Source organism: Arthrobacter sp. Leaf141 (assembly GCF_001424565.1).
Lineage (GTDB): Bacteria > Actinomycetota > Actinomycetes > Actinomycetales > Micrococcaceae > Arthrobacter.
Window position 1 is genome coordinate 355,325 of sequence record NZ_LMOL01000005.1, and the last position, 21,167, is coordinate 376,491.

Annotated in this window: 18 protein-coding genes and 2 tRNA genes; 13 read left to right on the top strand and 7 right to left on the bottom strand. The window is 67.8% G+C overall.

Going from position 1 to position 21,167, the window contains the following annotated elements; genetic code table 11:
- The first annotated feature begins 40 nt into the window (after positions 1-40).
- Both ASF72_RS04160 and ASF72_RS04165 read left to right on the top strand, forming a co-directional pair.
- Complete coding sequence (locus ASF72_RS04160; protein ID WP_056596897.1) at positions 41-544, top strand: winged helix-turn-helix transcriptional regulator; 504 nt, start codon at positions 41-43, stop codon at positions 542-544.
- Positions 541-1,866, top strand: a complete 1,326-nt coding sequence (locus ASF72_RS04165) for an MFS transporter (protein WP_056596900.1) — start codon at positions 541-543, stop codon at positions 1,864-1,866. Before ASF72_RS04160 ends, ASF72_RS04165 begins: the two co-directional genes overlap by 4 nt.
- A gap of 75 nt (positions 1,867-1,941) precedes the next feature.
- Here ASF72_RS04165 and ASF72_RS04170 read toward each other — a convergent pair whose 3' ends face one another.
- From ASF72_RS04170 to ASF72_RS04180, 3 genes are read right to left on the bottom strand one after another with little or no spacing between them, the layout of a single operon-like run.
- Complete coding sequence (locus ASF72_RS04170) at positions 1,942-2,847, bottom strand: carbohydrate ABC transporter permease (RefSeq protein ID WP_056596902.1); 906 nt, start codon at positions 2,845-2,847, stop codon at positions 1,942-1,944.
- Positions 2,844-3,806: a carbohydrate ABC transporter permease gene (locus ASF72_RS04175; protein WP_050685347.1), complete on the bottom strand. Its 963-nt coding sequence runs from the start codon at positions 3,804-3,806 to the stop codon at positions 2,844-2,846. The genes ASF72_RS04170 and ASF72_RS04175 overlap by 4 nt, the downstream gene beginning before the upstream one ends.
- Positions 3,803-5,086 (bottom strand): ABC transporter substrate-binding protein, encoded by a 1,284-nt coding sequence (locus tag ASF72_RS04180; protein ID WP_235504648.1) that lies wholly within the window; start codon positions 5,084-5,086, stop codon positions 3,803-3,805. The genes ASF72_RS04175 and ASF72_RS04180 overlap by 4 nt, the downstream gene beginning before the upstream one ends.
- 207 nt (positions 5,087-5,293) lie before the next feature.
- Between ASF72_RS04180 and ASF72_RS04185 the strand changes: the two genes are divergently transcribed.
- A complete protein-coding gene (locus ASF72_RS04185; protein ID WP_050685345.1) occupies positions 5,294-5,905 on the top strand; it encodes a TetR/AcrR family transcriptional regulator in 612 nt (203 codons plus the stop codon).
- 46 nt (positions 5,906-5,951) lie between these two features.
- Complete coding sequence (locus ASF72_RS04190; RefSeq protein ID WP_056596904.1) at positions 5,952-6,722, top strand: SDR family oxidoreductase; 771 nt, start codon at positions 5,952-5,954, stop codon at positions 6,720-6,722.
- A gap of 60 nt (positions 6,723-6,782) precedes the next feature.
- On the opposite strand, the gene ASF72_RS04195 is transcribed toward ASF72_RS04190, so the two are convergent.
- Genes ASF72_RS04195 through ASF72_RS04205 form a run of 3 tightly spaced genes read right to left on the bottom strand, consistent with a single transcriptional unit; the run spans position 6,783 to position 10,080 of the window.
- Positions 6,783-8,285 (bottom strand): APC family permease, encoded by a 1,503-nt coding sequence (locus ASF72_RS04195; RefSeq protein WP_056596906.1) that lies wholly within the window; start codon positions 8,283-8,285, stop codon positions 6,783-6,785.
- Positions 8,282-9,493: a glutathionylspermidine synthase family protein gene (locus ASF72_RS04200; protein ID WP_056596909.1), complete on the bottom strand. Its 1,212-nt coding sequence runs from the start codon at positions 9,491-9,493 to the stop codon at positions 8,282-8,284. The genes ASF72_RS04195 and ASF72_RS04200 overlap by 4 nt, the downstream gene beginning before the upstream one ends.
- A 2-nt stretch (positions 9,494-9,495) precedes the next feature.
- Complete coding sequence (locus ASF72_RS04205; RefSeq protein WP_056596912.1) at positions 9,496-10,080, bottom strand: hypothetical protein; 585 nt, start codon at positions 10,078-10,080, stop codon at positions 9,496-9,498.
- A 146-nt stretch (positions 10,081-10,226) separates the two neighbouring features.
- Here ASF72_RS04205 and ASF72_RS04210 point away from each other — a divergent pair, with 146 nt between their 5' ends.
- The 8 genes from ASF72_RS04210 to ASF72_RS04245 all read left to right on the top strand — a co-directional run bounded on the left by ASF72_RS04210 (position 10,227) and on the right by ASF72_RS04245 (position 17,998).
- The gene (locus ASF72_RS04210) at positions 10,227-10,883 is read left to right on the top strand and encodes an MOSC domain-containing protein (RefSeq protein WP_050685340.1); all 657 of its coding nucleotides are present in this window, start codon (positions 10,227-10,229) and stop codon (positions 10,881-10,883) included.
- Between the two features lie 501 nt (positions 10,884-11,384).
- Positions 11,385-13,619, top strand: a complete 2,235-nt coding sequence (locus tag ASF72_RS04215) for a DEAD/DEAH box helicase (protein WP_082484020.1) — start codon at positions 11,385-11,387, stop codon at positions 13,617-13,619.
- Positions 13,620-13,972: 353 nt separating this feature from the next.
- Positions 13,973-14,044 (top strand) — tRNA-Thr (locus tag ASF72_RS04220).
- A 62-nt stretch (positions 14,045-14,106) separates the two neighbouring features.
- Positions 14,107-14,180: transfer RNA gene (locus tag ASF72_RS04225), tRNA-Met, on the top strand.
- A 122-nt stretch (positions 14,181-14,302) separates the two neighbouring features.
- Positions 14,303-15,088 (top strand): membrane protein insertase YidC, encoded by a 786-nt coding sequence (gene yidC / locus ASF72_RS04230; protein ID WP_235504649.1) that lies wholly within the window; start codon positions 14,303-14,305, stop codon positions 15,086-15,088.
- An 18-nt stretch (positions 15,089-15,106) separates the two neighbouring features.
- On the top strand, positions 15,107-15,664 hold the full coding sequence (locus tag ASF72_RS04235; protein WP_056596916.1) for a dihydrofolate reductase family protein: 558 nt from the start codon (positions 15,107-15,109) through the stop codon (positions 15,662-15,664).
- 15 nt (positions 15,665-15,679) lie between these two features.
- A complete protein-coding gene (locus tag ASF72_RS04240; protein WP_056596918.1) occupies positions 15,680-16,336 on the top strand; it encodes an SDR family oxidoreductase in 657 nt (218 codons plus the stop codon).
- A gap of 90 nt (positions 16,337-16,426) precedes the next feature.
- Positions 16,427-17,998, top strand: coding sequence for a Na+/H+ antiporter (locus tag ASF72_RS04245; protein WP_056596919.1), 1,572 nt, complete (start codon positions 16,427-16,429; stop codon positions 17,996-17,998).
- Between the two features lie 28 nt (positions 17,999-18,026).
- Here the strand turns inward: ASF72_RS04245 and ASF72_RS04250 are convergent, their stop codons facing one another.
- Positions 18,027-19,223, bottom strand: coding sequence for an ROK family transcriptional regulator (locus ASF72_RS04250; protein WP_050685335.1), 1,197 nt, complete (start codon positions 19,221-19,223; stop codon positions 18,027-18,029).
- A gap of 218 nt (positions 19,224-19,441) precedes the next feature.
- On the opposite strand from ASF72_RS04250, the gene ASF72_RS04255 reads away from it, so the two are divergent.
- Entirely contained in the window at positions 19,442-21,154 is a 1,713-nt protein-coding gene (locus ASF72_RS04255; RefSeq protein WP_056596923.1) for a glycoside hydrolase family 13 protein, read from the top strand.
- Positions 21,155-21,167: the final 13 nt, after the last annotated feature.

Consider the following 21,167-nt stretch of genomic DNA (forward strand, 5'->3'; position numbering starts at 1 on the left):
GACTCTGGCTTTCTTCAAGAAAGTCAGCTACGGTGCCGTCATGGTACTTCGATCCGACCTTTCCGGGCGGGCCTGCAGCATGGCCCGGGGCCTGGACATCCTGGGTGATCCCTGGAGCGTTTTGGTCCTGCGTGAGGTGTTTTTTGGCAACGGCCGCTTCGGCGCCATCAAGGCCAAGGTCCAGGTGGCAGACTCGGTGCTCACCCGGCGTCTGACAGGCCTCGTGGCTGCCGGGCTGCTGGCCAGGCAGGAGTATTCCGACGGCGGCCGCACCAGGACAGAGTACGTCCTCACGCCCATGGGCGAGGACGCCCTCCCGGTGCTGAACGCCGTCGCGATCTGGTCGGAGAAGCACCTTCCGGCGCCGGCTGCCGACGCGCACATGTACGTGGTCCATTCCGGTTGCGGGCAGCGCACCGTATCGGCAGACACCTGCACCGCGTGCGGGGAACCGCTCACGGCCGCCACCACCAGCTGGCACAGCCTGTCCCGGTCCGCTCAGCCCACCGGGCTGGCCACTGCGGCCTCCGGTGCACCCGCGTGAGCACGCCGCCGAAAGACAGGTCCCAACCCGGCGCCGCCGTGGGCAGGCGACAGCTCCATCCGGCCTGGATTGTGGCCGCCGTCGCGTTCCTGGCGCTGGTGGGGGCCGCAGGGTTCCGCGCCGCGCCCGGCGCGCTGATGGTTCCCCTGCAGCAGGAGTTCGGCTGGTCCCTGACCGTCCTGTCCGCAGCGGTCAGCATCAACCTCGTCCTGTTCGGGCTCACGGCCCCTTTTGCCGCTGCGCTGATGGAACGCTTTGGCATCCGGGGCGTCACGGCTACGGCCCTGGTGCTGATCGGCCTCGGCAGTGCCCTGACAGTGTTCGTCAACCAGTCCTGGCAGATCCTGCTGACCTGGGGCGTCCTGATCGGGTTGGGGACCGGCTCCATGGCGCTGGTGTTTGCGGCCACCATCGCCAACACGTGGTTCGTCAAAAGCCGGGGCCTGGTGATTGGCATCCTCACGGCCGGCAGCGCCGCGGGCCAGCTGGTGTTCCTGCCGTTCATTGCCATGCTGGCGCAGGATCCCGGCTGGCGGCAGGCCTCCCTGCTGATTGCCGCCGGAGCCCTGGCCGTGGTGCCCCTGGTGCTGAAGTTCCTGAAGAACTCCCCGGCGGACGCGGGGGTGCTGCCTTACGGCCAGGACCCGGCCGCCGTACAGGAGCCGGCGCCGCAGGACGGGCCACGGGTCAACGCCGCAGTCCGGGCACTGCAGGCACTGCGCCGGGCCAGCAGGGTCCGGACATTCTGGGCGCTGGTGGCTGGCTTCGCCATTTGCGGTGCCACCACCAACGGCCTGATCGGCACCCACTTCATCCCCTCAGCCCATGACCACGGCATGCCGGAAACCACCGCGGCGGGCCTGCTCGCCGTCGTCGGCATCTTTGACATTGTGGGGACCATCGCGTCCGGCTGGCTGACCGACCGGTTCAACCCGCGGGTCCTGCTGGCCGTCTATTACCAGTTCCGCGGAATTGGCCTGCTGGTGCTGCCGCTGCTCCTGAACGCGGAAATCCAGCCCAGCATGATCGTGTTTGTGGTGATCTACGGGCTGGACTGGGTGGCCACCGTGCCGCCCACGGCCGCCATCTGCCGCGAGACGTTCGGCGCGGACGGCAGTGTGGTGTTTGGCTGGGTCTTCGCGGCGCACCAGCTGGGTGCCGCGGCTGCGGCGCTCGGTGCCGGGGCCATCCGCGAAGCCACCGGGCAGTACACCTACGCGTGGCTGGGGGCGGCAGCGATGTGCACGGTGGCTGCGGTCATCAGCGCCACCATCAGGAAGCCTGCGCCCAGCCGGGAGCCCGAGCCCGCCCCCACCCCCTAGTTGCGCTATCACTTATGGTCCCTAAACCGGGGGTTTAGGGACCATAAGTGATAGCGCAACGGGAGGGGAGGGGGGTTACTTGACCGAGCCTTCCGTCAGCCCGCCGCGCCAGAACCGCTGCAGGACCACCATGGCGATGCCCAGCGGGATGATGGACAGCAGGACGCCGCCGGTGGTGAGTTCGTAGAACTCGGGCAGCCTGTCAACCTGGCTGAGCCAGTTGTTCAGTCCCAGGGTGATGGGATAGAGGCCGGAATCGGAGAGCATCACCAGGGGCAGGAAGTAGTTGTTCCAGATGCCCACCAGCTGGAACAGGAACACGGTGACCAGCGCCGGGGTCAGCACCCGCAGGCCGATGGTGTGGAAGATCCGCAGCTCACTGGCCCCGTCCAGCCGGGCGGCTTCGATGAGGGACGTGTCCACAGTGGCTTGGGAGTAGATCCGGCACAGGAACAGCCCGAATGGCGAGACCAGGGAGGGCAGCAGCACGCTCCAGTAGGTATTGGCGATCCCCATCTGGCTGAACAGCAGGAACAACGGCAGTGCGGTGGCCGTTCCCGGGACGAGGACGCCGCCCAGGATGGTGCCGAACACCAGGTTCCGGCCGCGGAATTCGTACTTGGCCAGGGCGTACCCGCCGGCGGCAGCGAAGTAGGTGGCTGCCAGGGCGCCGACGCCGGCATACAGTACCGAGTTCAGGAACCACTGGAGGAAGATGCCGTTGTCGTAGGCCAGGACGCGGGAGATGTTTTCCCACAGGGAGAACGTGGGGGCGAACCAGAAGCCGTTGGTGCCGAACAGATCCTCGGTGGATTTGGTGGCGGCAACCACCACCCAGTACACCGGGACCAGGAAGTAGAGGGCCACCACCACCAGCAGGGAGGTGACGATGATGGTGGAGGATCGCCGCTTGCCGGCGGAACGGTCCGGTGAACTGGCTGGCGCGGTCAGCTTGCGCGGGCGGGTGGCGGTGGTGGTCATGATGACTTCCTGTTCGAGAATTTGAGGAAGGCGAAGGAGAGCGTAAAGGCGGCAATGGCAATCAGGACGGCCTGGGCTGCGGCGACGTTGTAGTCGTTGTAAGCGAAGGCAGTGGTGTAGGCGCTCAGGTTGGGCGTGTACTGGCTGTCAATGGCCGGTGCCACGGTCTTGAGCACCTGGGCTTCGGCGAAGAGCTGCAGGGTGCCGATGATGGAAAACACGGTGGTCAGGACCAGGGCCGGCCGGATCAGGGGCAGCTGGATGCTCAGCGCCACCCGGAGCGTGGAGGCTCCGTCCACTTTGGCGGCTTCGTAGAGTTCCACGGGGATGGACTTGAGCTGGGCCACGATGATCAGCATGTTGTAGCCCGTGTAGCTCCAGATCACGATGTTGGCGATGGACCACAGTACGGTGTCAGGGCCCAGGAAATCCGGTGTGAGCCCAAAGGTTCCGGCAAGGTCCACCAGCGGGCTCAGGCCCGGCACGTAGAGGAAGGACCACAGGATGGTGGCGATCACGCCTGGGACGCCGTACGGGAGGAAGTAGGCCGCCCGGAAGAATCCGGGCCATTTGGCGGAAGCGGATTCCAGCATGAGTGCCAGCACGGTGCAGAGGACAATCATCACCGGGACCTGCACCACGCCGAAGAGCAGCATGCGCCCGATCGAGGCGACGAAGCTTCCATCGGCCAGGGCCTGGGCGTAGTTGCCGAACCCGGCGAAGCTGGTGGTCACACCGGCCTCGCCGAAGAGTCCGCCGCGGGTCACCTTGGTGAAGCTGGACCCTATTGCCACAACGATGGGCAGCAGGAAGGTAAGGATGAACAGGGCGAGGAACGGTGCCAGGAGGAGCCAGGGTGCCCGCGCTGCTGCGCCATTCCGGCGGCCGCGGCTGGGCACGGGCGAGGGGGTGGCTGCCGGGGATGCCCGGCGCTTCTCGGTCTGCGGCGTCGCGGTCATGACGCCTCCTTTCGGATGCTGAGGCCCTTGTTCCGGAAAACGGTCATGATCTGCTGTTCAGCGCTCACCACGGAATCCACCAGGCTGATGCCTGAGGGTTTCCTGCGGAACCCGTCGCTGAGGATGTTGAAGGACTGTTCGGTGACCGGCCACCAGGACCAGTCCTGGTTTTGCCGGGTAGCGGCGGGGAGGAAGACTTCCTCGTTGTAGCGCTGGCCGCTGAAGAACGGCGACGGTTCAAGCCGCGGGCTGCCGATGAAGCCGGGGGAGGGGGACCAGCCGATGCCGCTGTTCTTGATCTCGGCGTCGATGCCTTCCTTGGAGGAGGTCATCCAGACGGCGAATTCCAGTGCCTCCCGGGGGTGCTTGCTGTTGGCGAAGACCGCCGCGGTGGAGCCACCCAGGAAGGTGGAGCCGAACCCTGTGGTGCCCCACGTGGGCATGGGCGCCACCCGCCATTTGCCTTCGCCGCCGCTGACGCCCTGGACCAGGGCATCACCCCAACTGCCGGAGGTGGCCGCAGCGATGGTGCCTTTGGACGCCGCAGCGAACCAGCCGGGAGTGAAGGCGCCGAATCCGGTTTCCACGAGGTCATCCGTGATGGCTTTGTCGAAGAAGCGGGCAGTGTTGAGGGTGGCGTCGTCCGTCATGTTGATGACCCAGCCGTCCTCCTCCGCCCGGAGCCACCTCGCGCCGGCCTGGGTGGCGAACGCGGTGAACACTGACGCGTCGCCCAGCGGGAAGGTTTCCAGGTAGGCGCCGCGGCTGCGCAGTTCACGCGCGACGGCGGCCCACTCGTCCCAGGTGGTGGGCGGCGTGGCACCCACGGTTTCCAGGACGGCCGGCTGGTAAAACGTGGCCATCGGACCGGAGTCCTGCGGGATGCCGAAAACGCCGCCCGCGTAGCTGACCTGGCCCCAGAGGGTGGGGTCGTAGCGGGGAGCGAATTCCTGAGCGCCGTACCGGGAGATGTCCACCAAGCCGTTGACCAGCATAAATTCCGGCAGGGAGCGCAGCTCAACCTGCCCCAGGTCCGGTCCGCCGCCGGCTGCGAGCGCTGAGTACAGCTTCTGGTAGCCGCCCACGTTGCCGCCGGGGATCCATTCCACCTTGACCTGGACGCGGGGGTTGGCGGCATTCCAGATGTCCACAACGTTCTGGATGTCCTTCAACCAGGCCCAGTAGGTCAGGGTGATGGTTTCCCCGGCAGCGGCGGGAATCACCGGCTGGGTGTTCACGGATGCGGTACCCGGTGTTGCGCAGCCAGTGAGGAACGCCATGGTGGCGGTCCCCAGGCCAGCTCCCAGGAGTTGTCGTCGCGATAGTTGTTGCGCCATCTGCCTTCACCTCGTTGTGTCCGAAAAAGGGCCCTCGAGTGTGAAGTGCAGCACCCCCGGTGGCAAGTGGAAGACACGCTAGCACAAATTCGAGTAGCCGCTCGAATTTCGCGGGGCACCTTTTGCTGCGCGCCTGTACACTCGCTTTTTATGAGCACAAAGACGGGCAGCGACCCTGCCCGGCGCGGCCCTTACGCGAAATCCACCCAACGGCGGGAGGCCATCCTCGCCGCCGCCCACTCGGTGTTCGCTGCCCGGGGCTACCGCGGTGGGACCCTGCAGGACGTCGCGGACCGGGCAGGGATGAGCCAGACCAGCCTGCTGCACTACTTTCCGTCAAAGAGCAGCCTGCTGATGGCGGTGCTCACCTGGCGTGACTTCATCAGCGGGGACGGGACGCCGGTAGCCGGCCTCGAGGAGACCATCGTGGATGCGGTGCTCCGGCAGGTCCGGTTCAACGAAGGAGTGCCCGGCGTCCTGGAGCTCTACACGGTCCTGTGCGCGGAGTCACTGACGGACGCCAACCCGGGCCGGCAGTTTTTTGTGGACCGGTTCGAGCGGCTCCGCAGCAGCTATGCCCGCCAGTTCAACGGACTCGCCGCGGACGGGCGCCTCCGTCCGGGGGTGGACCCGGAGGTTGCGGCAGCGTCCCTGATTGCCCTGTGGGACGGAATCCAGACCCAATGGCTGCTGGCCCCGGGCAGCGTAGATATGTCCGAGTGCCTCAGCGGGTACCTCCGGCTGGTGATGCTGCCGGACTGACGGCCGGGCACCGAACGGCCACGCGCGGTCCTACTAGGCTGGAACCATGGACTCTCCCGCAGAAGGCGCCCTCCGCAAGACTGCCCTGGTCACCGGCGCGGGAAGGCTGGCAGGCATCGGCGCCGGCATCGCCCGGCAGCTCGCGGCTGACGGCTGGGACCTGGTGCTGTCCTACTGGCAGGCCTACGACGCCCGGATGCCGTGGGGCAGCGAACCGGAGGATGTGGTCCGGCTGACGGCGGAGCTGGAGGCCATCGGAGCGCAGGTCCACCTGCTGCCCGTGGACCTGGAGGATCCGGCCGGTCCGGGACAGCTGATGGCAGCGGCCGTGCAGGCTGCCGGGCCGCTGCAGGGGATGGTGCTCAGCCACACCGAATCGGTGGACTCCGGAATCCTGGACACCACTGTCGAGTCCTTCGACCGGCATTTCGCCGTCAACACCCGCGCCAGCTGGCAGCTCATCGCGGCGTTCGCCCGGCAGGCACCGGACGACGGCGGCGCCATCGTTGCCCTGACCAGCGACCACACAGCGTTCAACCTCCCCTACGGGGCATCCAAGGGCGCCCTGGACCGGATCGTCATCGCCGCCGCCCGCGAACTCGGTGCGCAGGGCATCTCAGCGAATGTCCTCAATCCCGGCCCCGTGGATACCGGCTGGATGGACGACACGGTGCGGGACGCCGTCGTGCGTCACCAGCCCACCGGCAGGCTGGGCACCCCGGCGGACGTCGCCGGGACCGTGGCGTTCCTGCTGTCGCCGGCGGGCCGGTGGGTGTCGGGCCAGCTGATCAAGTCCGACGGCGGCTTCTCGGCGTAGCCACCCAACTGGCTCGCAGTTGTTGTCGTTTTGAGCCCCCAAAACGACAACAACTGCGAGTTACTTGGGGTGGGCGGACCCCGTGAAGTACCCCCGCGTCGACGGCAGGAACCGGCACACCGCGGCCAGCACGACGCCCAGGGCCAGCAGCACCACGCCGCTGATGAAGGCGCCGCCGACGCCGAAGATGCTGGTGTCGCCATACGCGGGGTCCCACATCTGCACCGCCGAGATGAAGAACGCGGCGGTCAGGACCAGTGCGCCCAGCAGCGGCAGGATGCCGCGGAACCACAGGTTCCGGGCCGAATCGCGCAGGGTGCCGCGGAAGTACCAGAAGCAGGCGAAGCCGGTGAGCGCGTAGTAGAAGGCGATGAACAGGCTGATGGCGCTGATGGAATCGGCCAGCAGGTTCTCGCTCAGGAAGCTCATGGCCACGTAGTACACCGCCGCCGCGCCGCCCATCACCTGGGTGGAGAACCCGGGCGTCTGGTTCTTCGAATGAACCTCGCCGAATTTCGCCGGCAGCGCCCCGTGCACCCCCATGGACAGGGTGCCGCGGGCAGTGGGCAGGATGGTGGTCTGCGTGGAGGACAGCACCGACGCCAGCACGGCCACCACCATCAGCCAGCCCCACGGCCCCAGCACCACGTCCTTCATGGCCAGGAAAACATCCGCCTGGTTGGCTTCGTTGCCCAGCCCGATGCCGTCCGGGCCCACCGTGGCGTACATCATCACCAGCAGCGCCACGGAGACGTAAATGGCCACCAGTACGACGGCGGAAATCACCGCGCCGCGGCCCGGTGTGGTGGCGGGGTTCTCCGTTTCCTCGTTCACGGCCAGGCAGGTATCCCACCCCCAGTAGATGAACAGGGCCAGCAGGGCGCCATGCACCACGGCCCCTGGATCGGCAAAGGCGCCGGCCGGGTTGAACCACTCGAAGTCGAACGCCTGGCCCTCCGGCGGGCCGGCCGTGATGCGGATGACGATGGCCAGGGCGAAGATGCCCAGCGCGATGTACTGGACGTAGGTCAGGACCCGCTGGACGTGTTCGCCCAGCCGGATGCCGCGGTAATTCACCAGGGTCATCAGGACGATGAACAGCAGGCCGGTGCCCGTGACCACCACTTTGTTGCCCGCCAGGGAGCCGTCGCCGATCAGCAGCCACAGGTACTGCCCGGCCACCTGGGCCAGGTTGGCCAGGACCACAATCCCGGCGAGCGCCACACCCCAGCCGCCCAGCCAGCCTGCCCACGGCCCGAAGGCACGCCGGGACCAGGTGAAGGTGGTGCCGCAGTCCGGCATTGCGCTGTTCAGTTCCCGGAACGCGAAGGCGATGAACAGGACGGGGATGAACCCCAGCAGCAGGATCAGCGGCGTGTAGTTGCCGTTGATGGCCACGATGAGGCCCAGGGTTGCGGCCAGGGAGTAGACCGGGGCCGTGGACGCCAGCCCCAGCATGACGGAGTCGCCCAGGTCCAGGATGCCTGCCCGGAGGCCCTTGGCGGGGACGCCGGCGCCGGGCGCACCGCCCGGGCCTCCCGCCGTTGTGGTTTCCGTGCTCATAGTGCGATCCCTGCCTTGCTGGTGTTGGCCTGGGCCGAAAGCGGCGCGGGCGCGTCGATGGTGTTGGGCACAAAGCGGCAGAAGTAGTCGGTGATGGGGCCGTCCGATTCGCGGATGCCGCAGCCCACCGATTCGCCGTCCACCACCCACAGGCCAAGGACCGGGTGGTTGCCGTCAAAATCCGGGAGCTGGTGGTACTGCTGGTAGCACCAGCCCTCACGGCCGTAATCGCCGGGCTGGTCCAGGCTGATGCCGTTGGCCTGGATCCGGATGTTGTCCCCTTCGCGGCCGTGCAGCGGCTTGGCCACCCACTCCTTCAGCGGGCCGGGCCCGTCCAGGTAGGCCGGGAGCAGGTTGGGGTGGTCCGGGTAGAGATGCCAGAGGGCGGCCAGCAGGGCCTTGTTGGAGAGCAGCATCTTCCACGCGGGTTCCACCCAGCGCGGGTTGTGCGAGCGTTCCAGCAGACGGTGCCCGAACGGCTCCTTCATCATGAGCTCCCAGGGGTACAGCTTGAACATGGTGCTGATCATGAAGTTGTCCATGTCCACGAACCGGTTCAGGTTGGGGTCCCAGCCGATGTCCGACATGTTGATGCCGATGGTGGTCCACCCGGCCTGGCTGGCCACGTCCCGCATGTACGCGGCGGTCATCCAGTCCTCACCGGATTCCTCGACCTCGGAATGGGCAATGTGCAGGGTGCTCATGCCCGTGCGGTACTGCACCTTTTTCCACTGCCGGATGAGGGCCTCGTGGATGCCGTTCCACTGGTCCTTGGCAGGGAACACGTCCTGCAGCCAGAACCACTGCGCCACGGATGCCTCGATCAGGCCCGTGGGAGTGTCGGCGTTGTACTCGAGCATCTTGGCCGGTCCGCCGCGGCCGTCATAGATGAAGTCGAAACGGCCGTAGACGTCCACGTCCGCGGCCAGCAGCGATTCGCCGGCAAGCTCAAGGGCCTGCTGGCCGATGCCGATCCCGCCCATGGCACCAGTGGCCAGGTACTTGGCGGCTTCCAGGCACATCCGGTGCATTTCTTCGGCAGTGTTTTCGAGGGTTTCCACCTCGCCCGCGGTGAACTCGTAATACGCGGACTCGTTCCAGTACTCGATCTTCCGCCCGTCGTCCATGGTGGTGGTGGAGAAAACCAGGCCCTGCTCCTCGATCTTCTCTTTCCAGCCGGGTCGGGGCACGGAGGCAATCCGCCGCACGTTCAGCCGCCCACTTTGGTGCCGCCGCTTTTGGCGGAGGTGCCGAATCCGCCCCGGTCAACGGTCCCGCCGCTGGACTTGTAGCCCGTGGCGGCCTTGGCGCCGCTGGGAACGGTGCGCGTGTAGTTGGGGGCGGTGGACCGGTTCTGGCCCACCGACGGGACGGTGGCCCCCCGGGAGTAGAAGTACCAGGCGTAGATCCCGCCGCTGCGGCCGGCGGAGCTGTCGCAGCTCCTGTCCTCCACGCGCTCGCCGGTTTCGTCGTTGAAGCAGACCTGCGCGTATTCGGGATCGTCCTGGTTGCTGGCCACCACGGCGGTGATGGTGCCGGCCAGCAGCGCGGTCACGCCCAGGCCCACCACCACGGTGCGCCGCTGGGACCGCTTCTTGCGGGCGGCGCCCTCCTTGGCTTCCTTCTCCCGGTCCTGCGCAAACGGGTCCACCGTGGCCACGGGTTCGTTCAGCAGGTCGGGGCGAAGCTCAGGCTTGGGGACCTGCCACGGCGGTGGCTTGGGGGAGCTGCCCTTGCCGGCCCGGGCGTCGCCGCCACCAGCCTGGCCGGGTTCCGGATCTTTGTTCGGGTCCAATGGTCCCCCTCTGTAGTCCACGCGAAACGGGCACAGCGCTGCACCCCCAATAGCAATCCTGAAATCAGCGTAGTCCCTGGGGGTTCAGGCGGCGAGCAGGAAACAGGGGAGAACTGCCCATAGTTGCCGGGACCTACACTGGAGCCATGGAAACCCCGTCCCTCCTTGCCGTGTGCCGAGTCCATCAGCTCCTGCCCGACGCTTCAAGTGTGGGCGTGACTGCCATCGACAAGCGGGCGGCGGACGGCCCGGTCAAGGTCCACCGGCTGGGCCTGCAGGGCGACATCCAGGCCAACCGGGTCCACCACGGCGGCCCGGACCAGGCCCTTTACGCCTACTCCCAGGCGGACGCTGACTTCTGGGCAGACGAGCTGCAGCGGGACATGCCGCCCGGAGTTTTCGGCGAGAACCTGCGGGTGGCGGGCCTGGACGCCACCGGAGCCGTGATCGGCGAACGCTGGAAGATCGGCCTGGATGTTGAGGTGGAGGTTACCTCCCCCCGCACGCCCTGCGCCACGTTCCAGCGGCGCCTGGGCGAGGCCCGGCTCGTCAAGCGGTTCACCGAGGCGGGCCGGGTGGGCGCGTACCTCCGGGTGCTTCGCACCGGCACCATCCAGGCGGGGGACCACATCCACCGCACTTTCATCCCCACCCACGGCATCACGGTGGGCCAGTGGTTCAGCGCGCCGGACGCCGAGGCCATGGAGGCCTTGAAGGATGCAGACGCCGACGGCGAGATCCGGCTCCAGCAGCCCGAGTTCAGGAAGAAGTTCGAGGCGCTGCAGCGGCAGCTTTCGTCCTGACTCCGCCCCCTCCACTGCGCGAGATGGCACTTAGCGGCAATGTCCGCGCCGGACATTGCCGCGAAGTGCCATCTCGCGGGCGTGAGGCGGGGCGGCGGACTGCGCCGGGACCCTGCCGCAGCCGTGTGGCCAAGCTCACCGGCGCCGTCGTGCCCGCTGATTACCATACCTGCGGGTCCGTCCCGTACACTTGAAATATCCCCCACTCCGGAAATCCCTTATTCTTGCCCAATTTTTGAGGCAGGACTGGCAAGTGTTGGGGCCCGCGCAAGCGATGCGGGCATTTTCATAGGGAGAGCCGGCTAAAGAAAACGCTGTACAGACTGCTGGGATAGCAGCCAAGAGATGCAGCGGGAAGTCCTGCCACGGGATTGCGAAAGCGCCGGACTTCCAGTGACCGGCCGGTCAACGTTTGCCCGGCCGCATCGTGTCACACGCACTGCGGCTCCGCTCACCTCGGGTTGTGCCGCCTGGCCCCCTATGGATGAGGAACACTTCCCTATGCCCGAAAATCACAACGAACACGTCGACGCCGCTGCCACCTTCATCGAAGCCGGCGACGCCCCCGCGTTGAACACCCCCGCCGCCGAAGAAGCACCCGCTGCTGAAGCACCGGCCGCCGAAGAGGCACCCGCCGCCGAAGAAGCGCCGGCTGCACAGGCGCCCGTCGAAGAAGCGCCGGCTGCTGAAGAAGCGCCGGCCGCTCAGGCTCCCGCCGCCGAAGAGGCCCCCGCCGCCGCCCCGGAAGCCGGCGACGACGAGGACGGCATCAAGTTCGCCGACCTCGGCATCGACGGCCGCGTCCTGGCCGCCCTGCAGGATGTTGGCTACGAGAAGCCCTCACCCATCCAGGCCGCCACCATCCCGCTGCTGCTCGAGGGCCGCGACGTTGTGGGCCTGGCGCAGACCGGTACCGGCAAGACTGCAGCCTTCGCAGTGCCGGCCCTGTCCCGCCTTGCTGAACTGCACGACCTGAACGGCCCGTCCCGCAAGACCCAGGCCCTGGTCCTGGCACCCACCCGCGAGCTCGCGCTTCAGGTTGCCGAGGCCTTCACCTCCTACGCCAAGCACATCGACGACTTCACCGTCCTGCCCGTGTACGGCGGCTCGGCCTACGGCCCGCAGCTTGCCGGCCTCCGCCGCGGCGCCCAGGTTGTTGTGGGTACCCCCGGCCGCGTGATCGACCACATCTCCAAGGGTTCCCTGGACCTGTCCGAGCTCCAGTACCTGGTGCTGGATGAAGCCGACGAAATGCTCCGCATGGGCTTCGCCGAGGACGTTGAGCAGATCTTCCAGCAGACCCCCTCGGACCGCCAGGTGGCACTGTTCTCCGCCACCATGCCGAGCCAGATCCGCCGGATGTCCAAGCAGTACCTGAACAACCCGGCCGAGATCTCGGTGAAGTCCAAGACCACCACCGGCGCCAACACCCGCCAGCGGTACCTGCAGGTCATGGGCCCGCACAAGCTCGATGCCCTGACCCGCATCCTCGAGGTTGAAGAGTTCGACGGCGTCATCGCCTTCGTCCGCACCAAGATGGCCACCGAGGACCTCGCCGACAAGCTGAAGGCGCGGGGCTTCCAGGCCGCCGCCATCAACGGTGACATCCCGCAGCAGCAGCGCGAGCGCACCGTTGACGCACTCAAGGAAGGCCGCATCGACATCCTCGTGGCCACCGACGTCGCGGCCCGTGGCCTCGACGTGGAGCGCATCAGCCACGTGGTCAACTACGACATCCCGCACGACACCGAGTCCTACGTGCACCGCATCGGCCGCACGGGCCGTGCAGGCCGCTCCGGCGACGCCATCCTGTTCATGACCCCGCGCGAGAAGTACCTGCTGCGGTCCATTGAAAAGGCCACCCGCCAGCCGGTGGAGCAGATGCACCTGCCCACCGCCGAGACGGTCAACACCCTGCGCCTGGGCAAGTTCGCCGAAAAGATCACCGAAACCCTGGCGTCGCAGGACGTCTCGGCCTTCCGCGACCTGATCTCCTCCTACGAGGAAGAGCACAACGTGCCGGCAGCGGAGATCGCCGCTGCACTGGCCGTCATGGCACAGGGCGGCCAGCCGCTCCTGGTCAAGGAACTGCCCGCAGCTCCCGAGTTCCAGAAGCGCGAACGCGCCAAGGACGGCTTCGGCTCCCGCGGCCCCACCCGCACCCTCACCGAGGGCAACGCCACCTACCGGATCGCCGTGGGACGCCGCCAGCGCGTTATGCCCGGTTCGATCGTTGGCGCCATTGCCAACGAAGGCGGCATCTCCTCCGCACAGATCGGCGGCATCGACATCCGCTCGGACCACTCCCTGGTGGAGCTCCCCGCGGACCTCAGCGCCGACCAGCTGAAGGCACTGTCCCGCACCCGGATCGGCGGCGAGCTGATCCACCTCGAACTGGACAACGGACGTAAGCCGTCCGGCGGCGGCGAGCGTGGCGCGTACCAGGGCAACCGCGGCGGCGACCGCGGCGGTTACTCCGGCGGCGGCAGCGGCGGCGGAAACTTCAAGGGCAACGGCGGGTTCAAAAAGGACTTCCGCAAGAACGACGGCGAGCGCTCCTCCGCTGACCGTGGCGGCCGCACGTACAGCGAGCGTTCGCAGAGCTCCTTCGGTTCCGAGTCCGGCGCCAGCCGCGGCCAGGCCAGCGACTCCCGCTTCGGCGGCCACGGCGACGGCTCCCGCAAGCCGCGCGGCGAGGGCGGCCAGCGCGACTTCAACCGCAAGGGCAAGTGGTAAACGCCAGCTAGTCTGACGCTTCCAGGATGGGCCGGCTTTCGAGCCGGCCCATCCTTTTGCGTTAAACCAGGTCTTCAAGCGGCCGACGGCGCCCTGCCGCGCGGGTGCCGGGGCACCGGCACCCCGCGGCTCGGTGTGTGGCTCGCCACATCCCGCGGCTGGATCGCCGCCGTCGGACGTCTTTTGACGGCGCGGCACGTCGGTGCGGGGCGCCGCCAGCGGTCCCGGATGCCTGTATTGGCGCGGAAAGCGGGCCCAAGACAGGCCGCCGGCACGGCTGTAGCGGACCCGGGGGACGGGTCCCGGCGCCGATTTGTTGGGAGCTGGAACTTCCGGTAGAGTATTTCTTCGTTGCCCCCCTAGCTCAGTGGTAGAGCGCGTTCTTGGTAAGAACGAGGTCACCGGATCGATTCCGGTGGGGGGCTCTGAATGAGGGCCTGCGTCAAGGCGGTTTTTGACCGGCTTGGCGCAGGTTTTTCTCATTCGTGGCGGTGTAGCTCAGTTGGTTAGAGCGCACGACTCATAATCGTGAGGTCGGGAGATCGAGCCTCCCCACCGCTACAGGACAAGACCCCCGGATCCGTCAAGGATGCCGGGGGTTTTTGCTGTCCGGCCGGAGCCGCAGCAGTGACAAGCGCCCGGATCCGCAGTAGCTTGGCAGGAACCGGCGGCTGGGGGACTGGGTGGACTTTGCTGATGCGGTGCTGGCGCCGTTCAGGTGGCTTGTATCCGGCGCGTTGCTGCTTTTTCACGACGGCCTGGCCGCCGTGGGGCTGCCGGCAGAAAGCGGCTGGACGTGGACCCTGGCCATCATCGGTGTGGTGCTGGCGCTCCGGGCGGTTCTGCTTCCCTTGTTCCTGGCCCAGGTCCGGGCGCAGGAGGGGATGCGAGAGCTGCAGCCCCGCCTGAAGGCCCTGCAGGAGGGCTATGCCGGCCGCACGGATCCGGCTTCCCGGCAGTCGCTGGCAAAGGAGCAGATGGCGCTCTACAAGGAGCACGGCACCAATCCGTTTGGGGCGTGCCTGCCGTTGCTGCTCCAGGCGCCCTTCTTCCTGGCAGTATTCCAGGTGCTGTCCGGGATCCCCGTAGCAGCACGCAGCGGGGCAGGACTCGCAGCGCTGGACGCCGCGCAAGTGGTCCAGTTCGATGCCGCCGCCATTTTCGGTGCTCCGCTGTCCGCGTCCCTCCTTCATGGTGGCGGTGAGGCAGGCGCCGTTGCCCTGCTTGCTGTGGGCATGATCGTGGTGATGGCCGCCTGCCAGGTGTTGGCGCAGCGTGCTGTCCTCTCCAGGGCACTGCCTGGCAGTGCCCTGGATCCGGCCGGGCGGCTGCAACGGCGCCTGCTGTTTGTCCTGCCTCTGGTGTTCGCCGTGGGCGGGGTGTACTTCCCTCTCGGAGTGCTGGTGTACTGGACGGCTTCGAACGCCTGTACCGTGGCCCAGCAGCTGGTGATGGCCCGCAGGGCCTGAGGCGGGCACAATGGGCGCATGGGCCAGCTGATCTACTCCACCATCGCCTCCCTGGACGGCTACACCGCGGACCGGCAGGGCAAGTTCGACTGGGGCGCCCCGGACGCCGAGGTTCACTCCTTCATCAACGACCTTGAGCGGGAGGTGGGGACCTACCTCTTTGGCCGCCGCATGTACGCGGTCATGTCGGTCTGGGAGGACATGGGCGGCCCGGCGGATGCACCCCAGATCCAGGACTACGCCCGGATCTGGCAGGCGGCGGACAAAACCGTGTACTCGGCCACGCTGGACGCCGTGACCACCGCCCGGACCCACCTGGAGCGGGAGTTCCGCCCGGACGACATCCGCAGGCTCAAGGACGCCACGGAGGGGACCATCGGCATCGGCGGGCCCACCATTGCCGGTGCGGCGCTCTCAGCCGGGCTGGTGGACGAATGCCGGTTCTTCATCGTCCCCGTGGCCGTGGGCGGCGGGCTGCCGTTCCTGCCCGCAGGCCTGGCGGCCTCGTTTGAGCTGCTGGAACAGCGGCGGTTCGCCAGCGGCGTACTTTATCTGCGCTACGCTGTCCGTCCCTGAGGGCAGAATGGGTCAATGACCCGAATCGCAATCATCGGCGGCCACGGCAAAGTGGCCCTCCACCTGTCCACCCTCCTGGCGGCCGAAGGCCACACCGTCACCTCGTTCATCCGCAACCCCGACCATGGCGCCGACGTCGAGGCGACGGGCGCAACGCCGTCGGTCCTTGACGTTGAAAACTCGACGACGGCGGACCTCGCCGCCGCGTTCCAGGGCCTTGACGCCGTGGTCTGGTCCGCCGGGGCCGGCGGGGGCAGCCCGGAACGGACCTATGCGGTGGACCGTGATGCCGCCATCCGGTCCATGGAAGCGGCGGCGGAGGCCGGCGTCGACCGCTACGTCATGGTGTCCTACCTGGGCGCCGGCAAGGACCACGGCGTCCCCGAAAGCAACAGCTTCTTCGCTTACGCCGAGGCCAAGGCGGACGCCGACGAATACCTGCGCGGCACGGAGCTGGCCTGGACCATCCTGGGCCCCGGCACCCTGACTGAAGGCCCCGGCACCGGCCGGATCGAGGTGGATCCGGATCCCGAGGGCGGCGGCGACACGTCCCGCACCAACGTGGCCATCGTCGCGGCCGCCGTACTGGACCTGCCCGCAACGGCCAAGCGGACCATCAGCTTCCGTGACGGCTCACTGCCCGTGTCCTCGGCGCTGGAGTCGGTGGACTAACCACCGGCGCCCCGGCCCGGCGGATAGGGTGGACGGGGCGGCCGGAGGTTCCACCGCCTGCAGGCAGCCCCGGCTGCAGGAAGTGGGCACATGGGCCAGCTGGCACTTATCATCGGACTTCTGCTGGCCACGGTGCTCGCCGTGGGACTGGGCGACAGGCTGCGACTTCCCTACCCGGTCCTGATGCTCCTGCTCGCCGTGGGGCTGACGTTCATCCCGGGGTTCCCGGACCTGGACATCGCGCCGGAACTGATCCTGCCGATCTTTTTGCCGCCCCTGCTGTTCGCCACCGCCCAGCGAAGTTCGTGGGCCGTTTTCCGGGTCCGCTGGCGGACACTCATCATGATGGCGGTGGCCCTGGTGGTCATCAGCACCGCCGTGGTGGCCGGCGCCGCGTGGCTGATGATCCCGGGCATCGGCATCCCCGCCGCGATCGCCCTGGGCGCCATGGTGGCCCCGCCCGACCCGGTCGCCGTTGAATCCGTGGCCGGCCGGGTCCACATGCCACGCCGGCTCATCACCGTCCTGCAGAGCGAAGGCCTCTTCAACGATGCCGCCGCCATCGTCATCTTCCAGGCCGCCGTGGCTGCTGCCGTGGGCGGCACCCGGATATCGCCCGACGTCGTCCTGCAGTTTGTGATCGGTGCGGCACTTGCGGTGGTGGTGGGCGTCGCCATGGGCTGGCTGATTGCCCTGGTCACCAGGCTGGTGACCTCCATGGTGGCCCGCACCGCCGTCACCCTGGTGGTGCCGTTTGCCGCCTACATCCTCGCGGAGGAGGTGCACGCCTCGGGTGTGATCGCCGTGGTGGTCACGGCCCTGGAGATGCAGCGGCATTCCCGGCCGCAGGACGCCGCTGAGCGGGTCACCCGGACCGCGTTCTGGGACGTGGTGGAACTGCTGGTGACGGGTTTGGCGTTCGGGCTGGTGGGGCTGGAGATCCGGCAGGTCATCCACGCCGAGGGGTCCGCCATCTACGGGATGCTGGGGGTGGCCGCCGTGGTCTGCGTCCTGGTGTTTGCTGCCCGTTTCCTGTGGCTGGCCATCCTGGCCATGGGGGCCCGGAAACGGCAGAACCTGCTGCAGCCCACTTCGGCCAAGGAAGTCCTGATCCTCACCTGGTGCGGCATGCGTGGCCTGGCCACCCTGGCACTCGCCCTGGCCCTGCCGCTGACCCTGGCGGACGGGACGCCGTTCCCGGCCCGGGACCACCTGCTGGTGATTGCCTGCGCCGTGCTGCTGGCCACCCTGGTCCTGCCCGGGCTGACGCTGCCGTGGCTGATGCGGGTGCTGAACGCCTCCCAGGACGGATCCGAGGAGCGGGACGCCGCCCGGGTGCTGGCCAAGCGGGCCCAGACGGCCGCCGTCGCTGCCCTGAAACAGCACGACCTGATGAAGGACCTGCCGCCGGAGAAGGTGGCACTGGTCCGGGAACGGATGAAGCGGCTGCACGCCGAACTGCTGGACGGCAGTTTGCGCAACGAGCCGCTGGCGGACAAACGCGAACGTGGGCGGGAGCTGGCCATCGCCGTGCAGACCATCGCTTTGGACGCGGCCCGGCAGGAAGTGGTGCTGGCCCGGAACGAGCCGGACATGGATCCGGAAGTGGCGGACAGGGTGCTGCGGCAGCTGGACCTGCGCACCATGATCATGCCCGAATAGGACTTGATCGAATGAGGCCCGGGCGGGCTCAGGCCCCGATGTTTGCTGCCAGCTCCAGGTCCAGGGAGTGGCGCTCCACGTAGTCCAGGGCGCAGCGCACAGCACCCACGGTGACGATCGCGTCGCCCAGCGGCGAGACGGCCACCCGTGGGGGAGTGGCGGTGAATTCCGCCAGCCGCTCCGTGATGGGGGCCAGGAGTACACCGGCCGAGCCGGCCACGGCACCGCCGATGACCACCAGCTCGGGGTTCAGGAATGTGCCCACGGCGCCTACCACCCGGGCCATCCGGTCTGCGATCCGGTCCAGGATCCGTACCGCCACGGCGTCTCCAGCCGCAGCGGCGGCGAAAACCTGCTCCGCGCCGGCTTGCCGGCGCAGGCTGGTGCTGGCGCCGGCGGCCAATTCCGCCGCTGCCCAGTCCCTGGCGAGGGCGGCGATGCCGAACGTGTCGCCCACGCCTTCCACCATGTCCAGGAACGCCAGCTCGCCGGCGCCGCCGGACAGGCCGTGCAACAGCCGCCCGCCGTCCACAATGCCGGCGCCCAGCCGCTCGCTGCCCAGGATGACCACCACGTCCTCCACGCCCATGGCTGCCCCGCGCCACCGGTCGCCGAGCGCCGCGAGGTTGGCGTCATTTTCCAGCAGGACCTTCCAGCCGTGCCGGTCGCGCAGGGCGTCGCGGAGCCCGACGTCGAACAATCCCCAGAACCGCTGGCTGAGCAACACCTCACCGTGCCGGTCCACGGGGGCGGCGATGCCGGCGCACACGGCCAAGACCGAGTCCGGGGTGGCGCCCACGGACTCGAGAACCCGCAGGGCGGTGCTGTCAATGACGGTGATGCGTTCCCCGGCGGAGATTTCCGCCCCGGCAAAGGCTGAGGTGGCACGGCCCAGGACCTTACCGCGGAGATCGGCCACCACCACGGTGGCTTTGGAGATACCTACGTCCATCCCCAGCACGCAGCCGGCTTGTTCATCCAGCTCGAAGCGGCGGGCAGGCCGGCCTTTGCGGTAGTCCCCGTGGGCGCGCTGGTTCTCGAGTTCCCGGAGCCAGCCGCGCTGGACCAGCTCGTCGCACACGGAGATGGCCGTGGCCCGGGTCAGGCCGGTGGCGGCCATGATCTCGGTGACGGTCACGGCGGCCGAGGCGCGCATATAACCGAGGACTGCTCCGGAGCTGACGCGCCGCAGCAGCTGGGGCGTCGCCGCTGTGCTGTCCATCATCGTCTTGACCTTCCGATTGCCTGCCCGCCATAATACTTGAACAACTAAATTTAGAATCAAAATAAATCGTTGGCCGCGGGATGGTGCTGACTCTGGCCAGGGCCCGGCCCGCGTCCTTAAGCCGTTTCCCGATGGTTTACAGCCCGCCCGCGGATAGGTACTGTCCGAAGAGACGGCAAAGCCACCACAAAACCCCCACTTAAGAAAAGGAACCTCCCTTGCCCACCACCGCCACGCTGGCAACCCTGACCGACTCCGATCGCCTGACTGACGCGAACTGGTGGCGCCAGGCGTCCGTCTACCAGATCTATCCGCGCAGCTTTTCGGATTCGAACGGTGACGGACTGGGCGACATCAAAGGCATCACGGCGAAGGTTCCCTACCTGAAGGAACTGGGCATCGACGCCGTCTGGCTGAGCCCGTTCTATCCCTCCGCCCTCGCTGACGGCGGCTACGATGTGGACGATTACCGCGATGTGGATCCGAAGCTGGGCACCCTGGCGGACTTCGCCGAAATGTCCGCTGCGCTCCACGGCGCCGGCATCAAGCTGATCGCAGACATCGTCCCCAACCACTCGTCCAACCGGCACGTATGGTTCCAGGAGGCGCTTGCCGCTCCCAAGGGTTCAGCCGCCCGCGACCGCTACATCTTCCGCGACGGGTTGGGCGAAAACGGCGACCTCCCGCCGTCGGACTGGGACTCCGTCTTCGGTGGCCCCGCCTGGGAACGCATCACGGAACCGGACGGCACCCCGGGCCAGTGGTACATGCACATCTTCGCCAAGGAGCAGCCCGACCTGAACTGGTCCAACCGCGAAATCCGGGACGACTTCCTGAAGACCCTCCGGTTCTGGTCTGACCGCGGCGTGGACGGCTTCCGCGTGGACGTGGCGCATGCCCTCACCAAGGACCTGACCGAACCGTTGATCGCCAAGGCGGACCTCTCCGAGGCAAACTCGGGCACGGACGGGTTCCCGGATGGCTCGCACCCGTTCTGGGACCGCGACGAAGTCCATGAGATCTACGCCGAATGGCGTGCGGTGTTCAACGAGTACAACCCGCCGCGCACCGCTGTGGCCGAGGCCTGGGTGCACGCCACCCGCAGGGCCCGCTACGCCAGCCCGGAAGGACTGGGTCAGGCGTTCAACTTCGACCTCCTGCAGGCCGACTTCGACGCCGACGAATACCAGGCGATCATCACGCGGAACCTGGCCGAGGCCGAGGCCACCGGCGCATCCTCCACCTGGGTCTTCTCCAACCACGACGTGGTCCGCCACGCCACCCGCTACGGCCTGCCGCAGGTCTCCAAGGGCAAAGACCACGCCAAGGGCCAGGACGGCAAGGGCTGGCTCCTGGCCGGCGGACCGGAAGCAGACCTGGACATGGCCCTCGGTGAGCGCCGGGCCCGTGCCGCGACCCTGCTGATGCTCGCGCTTCCCGGTTCCGCCTACCTGTACCAGGGGGAGGAACTCGGGCTGCAGGAAGTGGCAGGCATTCCGGACGCCGAGCGCCAGGACCCTACGTTCTTCCGCAACAAGGGTGTGGAGATTGGTCGCGACGGCTGCCGCGTCCCGCTGCCGTGGAAGGTGGAGGGGACCTCCTTCGGCTTCGGTGACGGCGGCGCCCACCTGCCGCAGCCGGACTGGTTCAGCTCCTACGCCGTGGAGGCCCAGGACGGCACCCCCGGCTCCACGCTGGAGCTCTACCGGACCGCCCTGAAGCTCCGCCGCGAACTCCAGGGTGCCGAGGAACTCACCTGGCACAAAACGGGCAACCAGGAGGTGCTGCACTTCAGCCGTCCCGGCGGCTGGCAGTCGGTCACCAACTTCGGGGATACCGCCGTCAACCTTCCCGCCGGTACCGTGCTGGTGGCCAGCGGACCGCTCGAGGACGGCAAGCTGCCCGCCAACACCACCGCCTGGCTGCGCTGATGCCTGCTGTGCG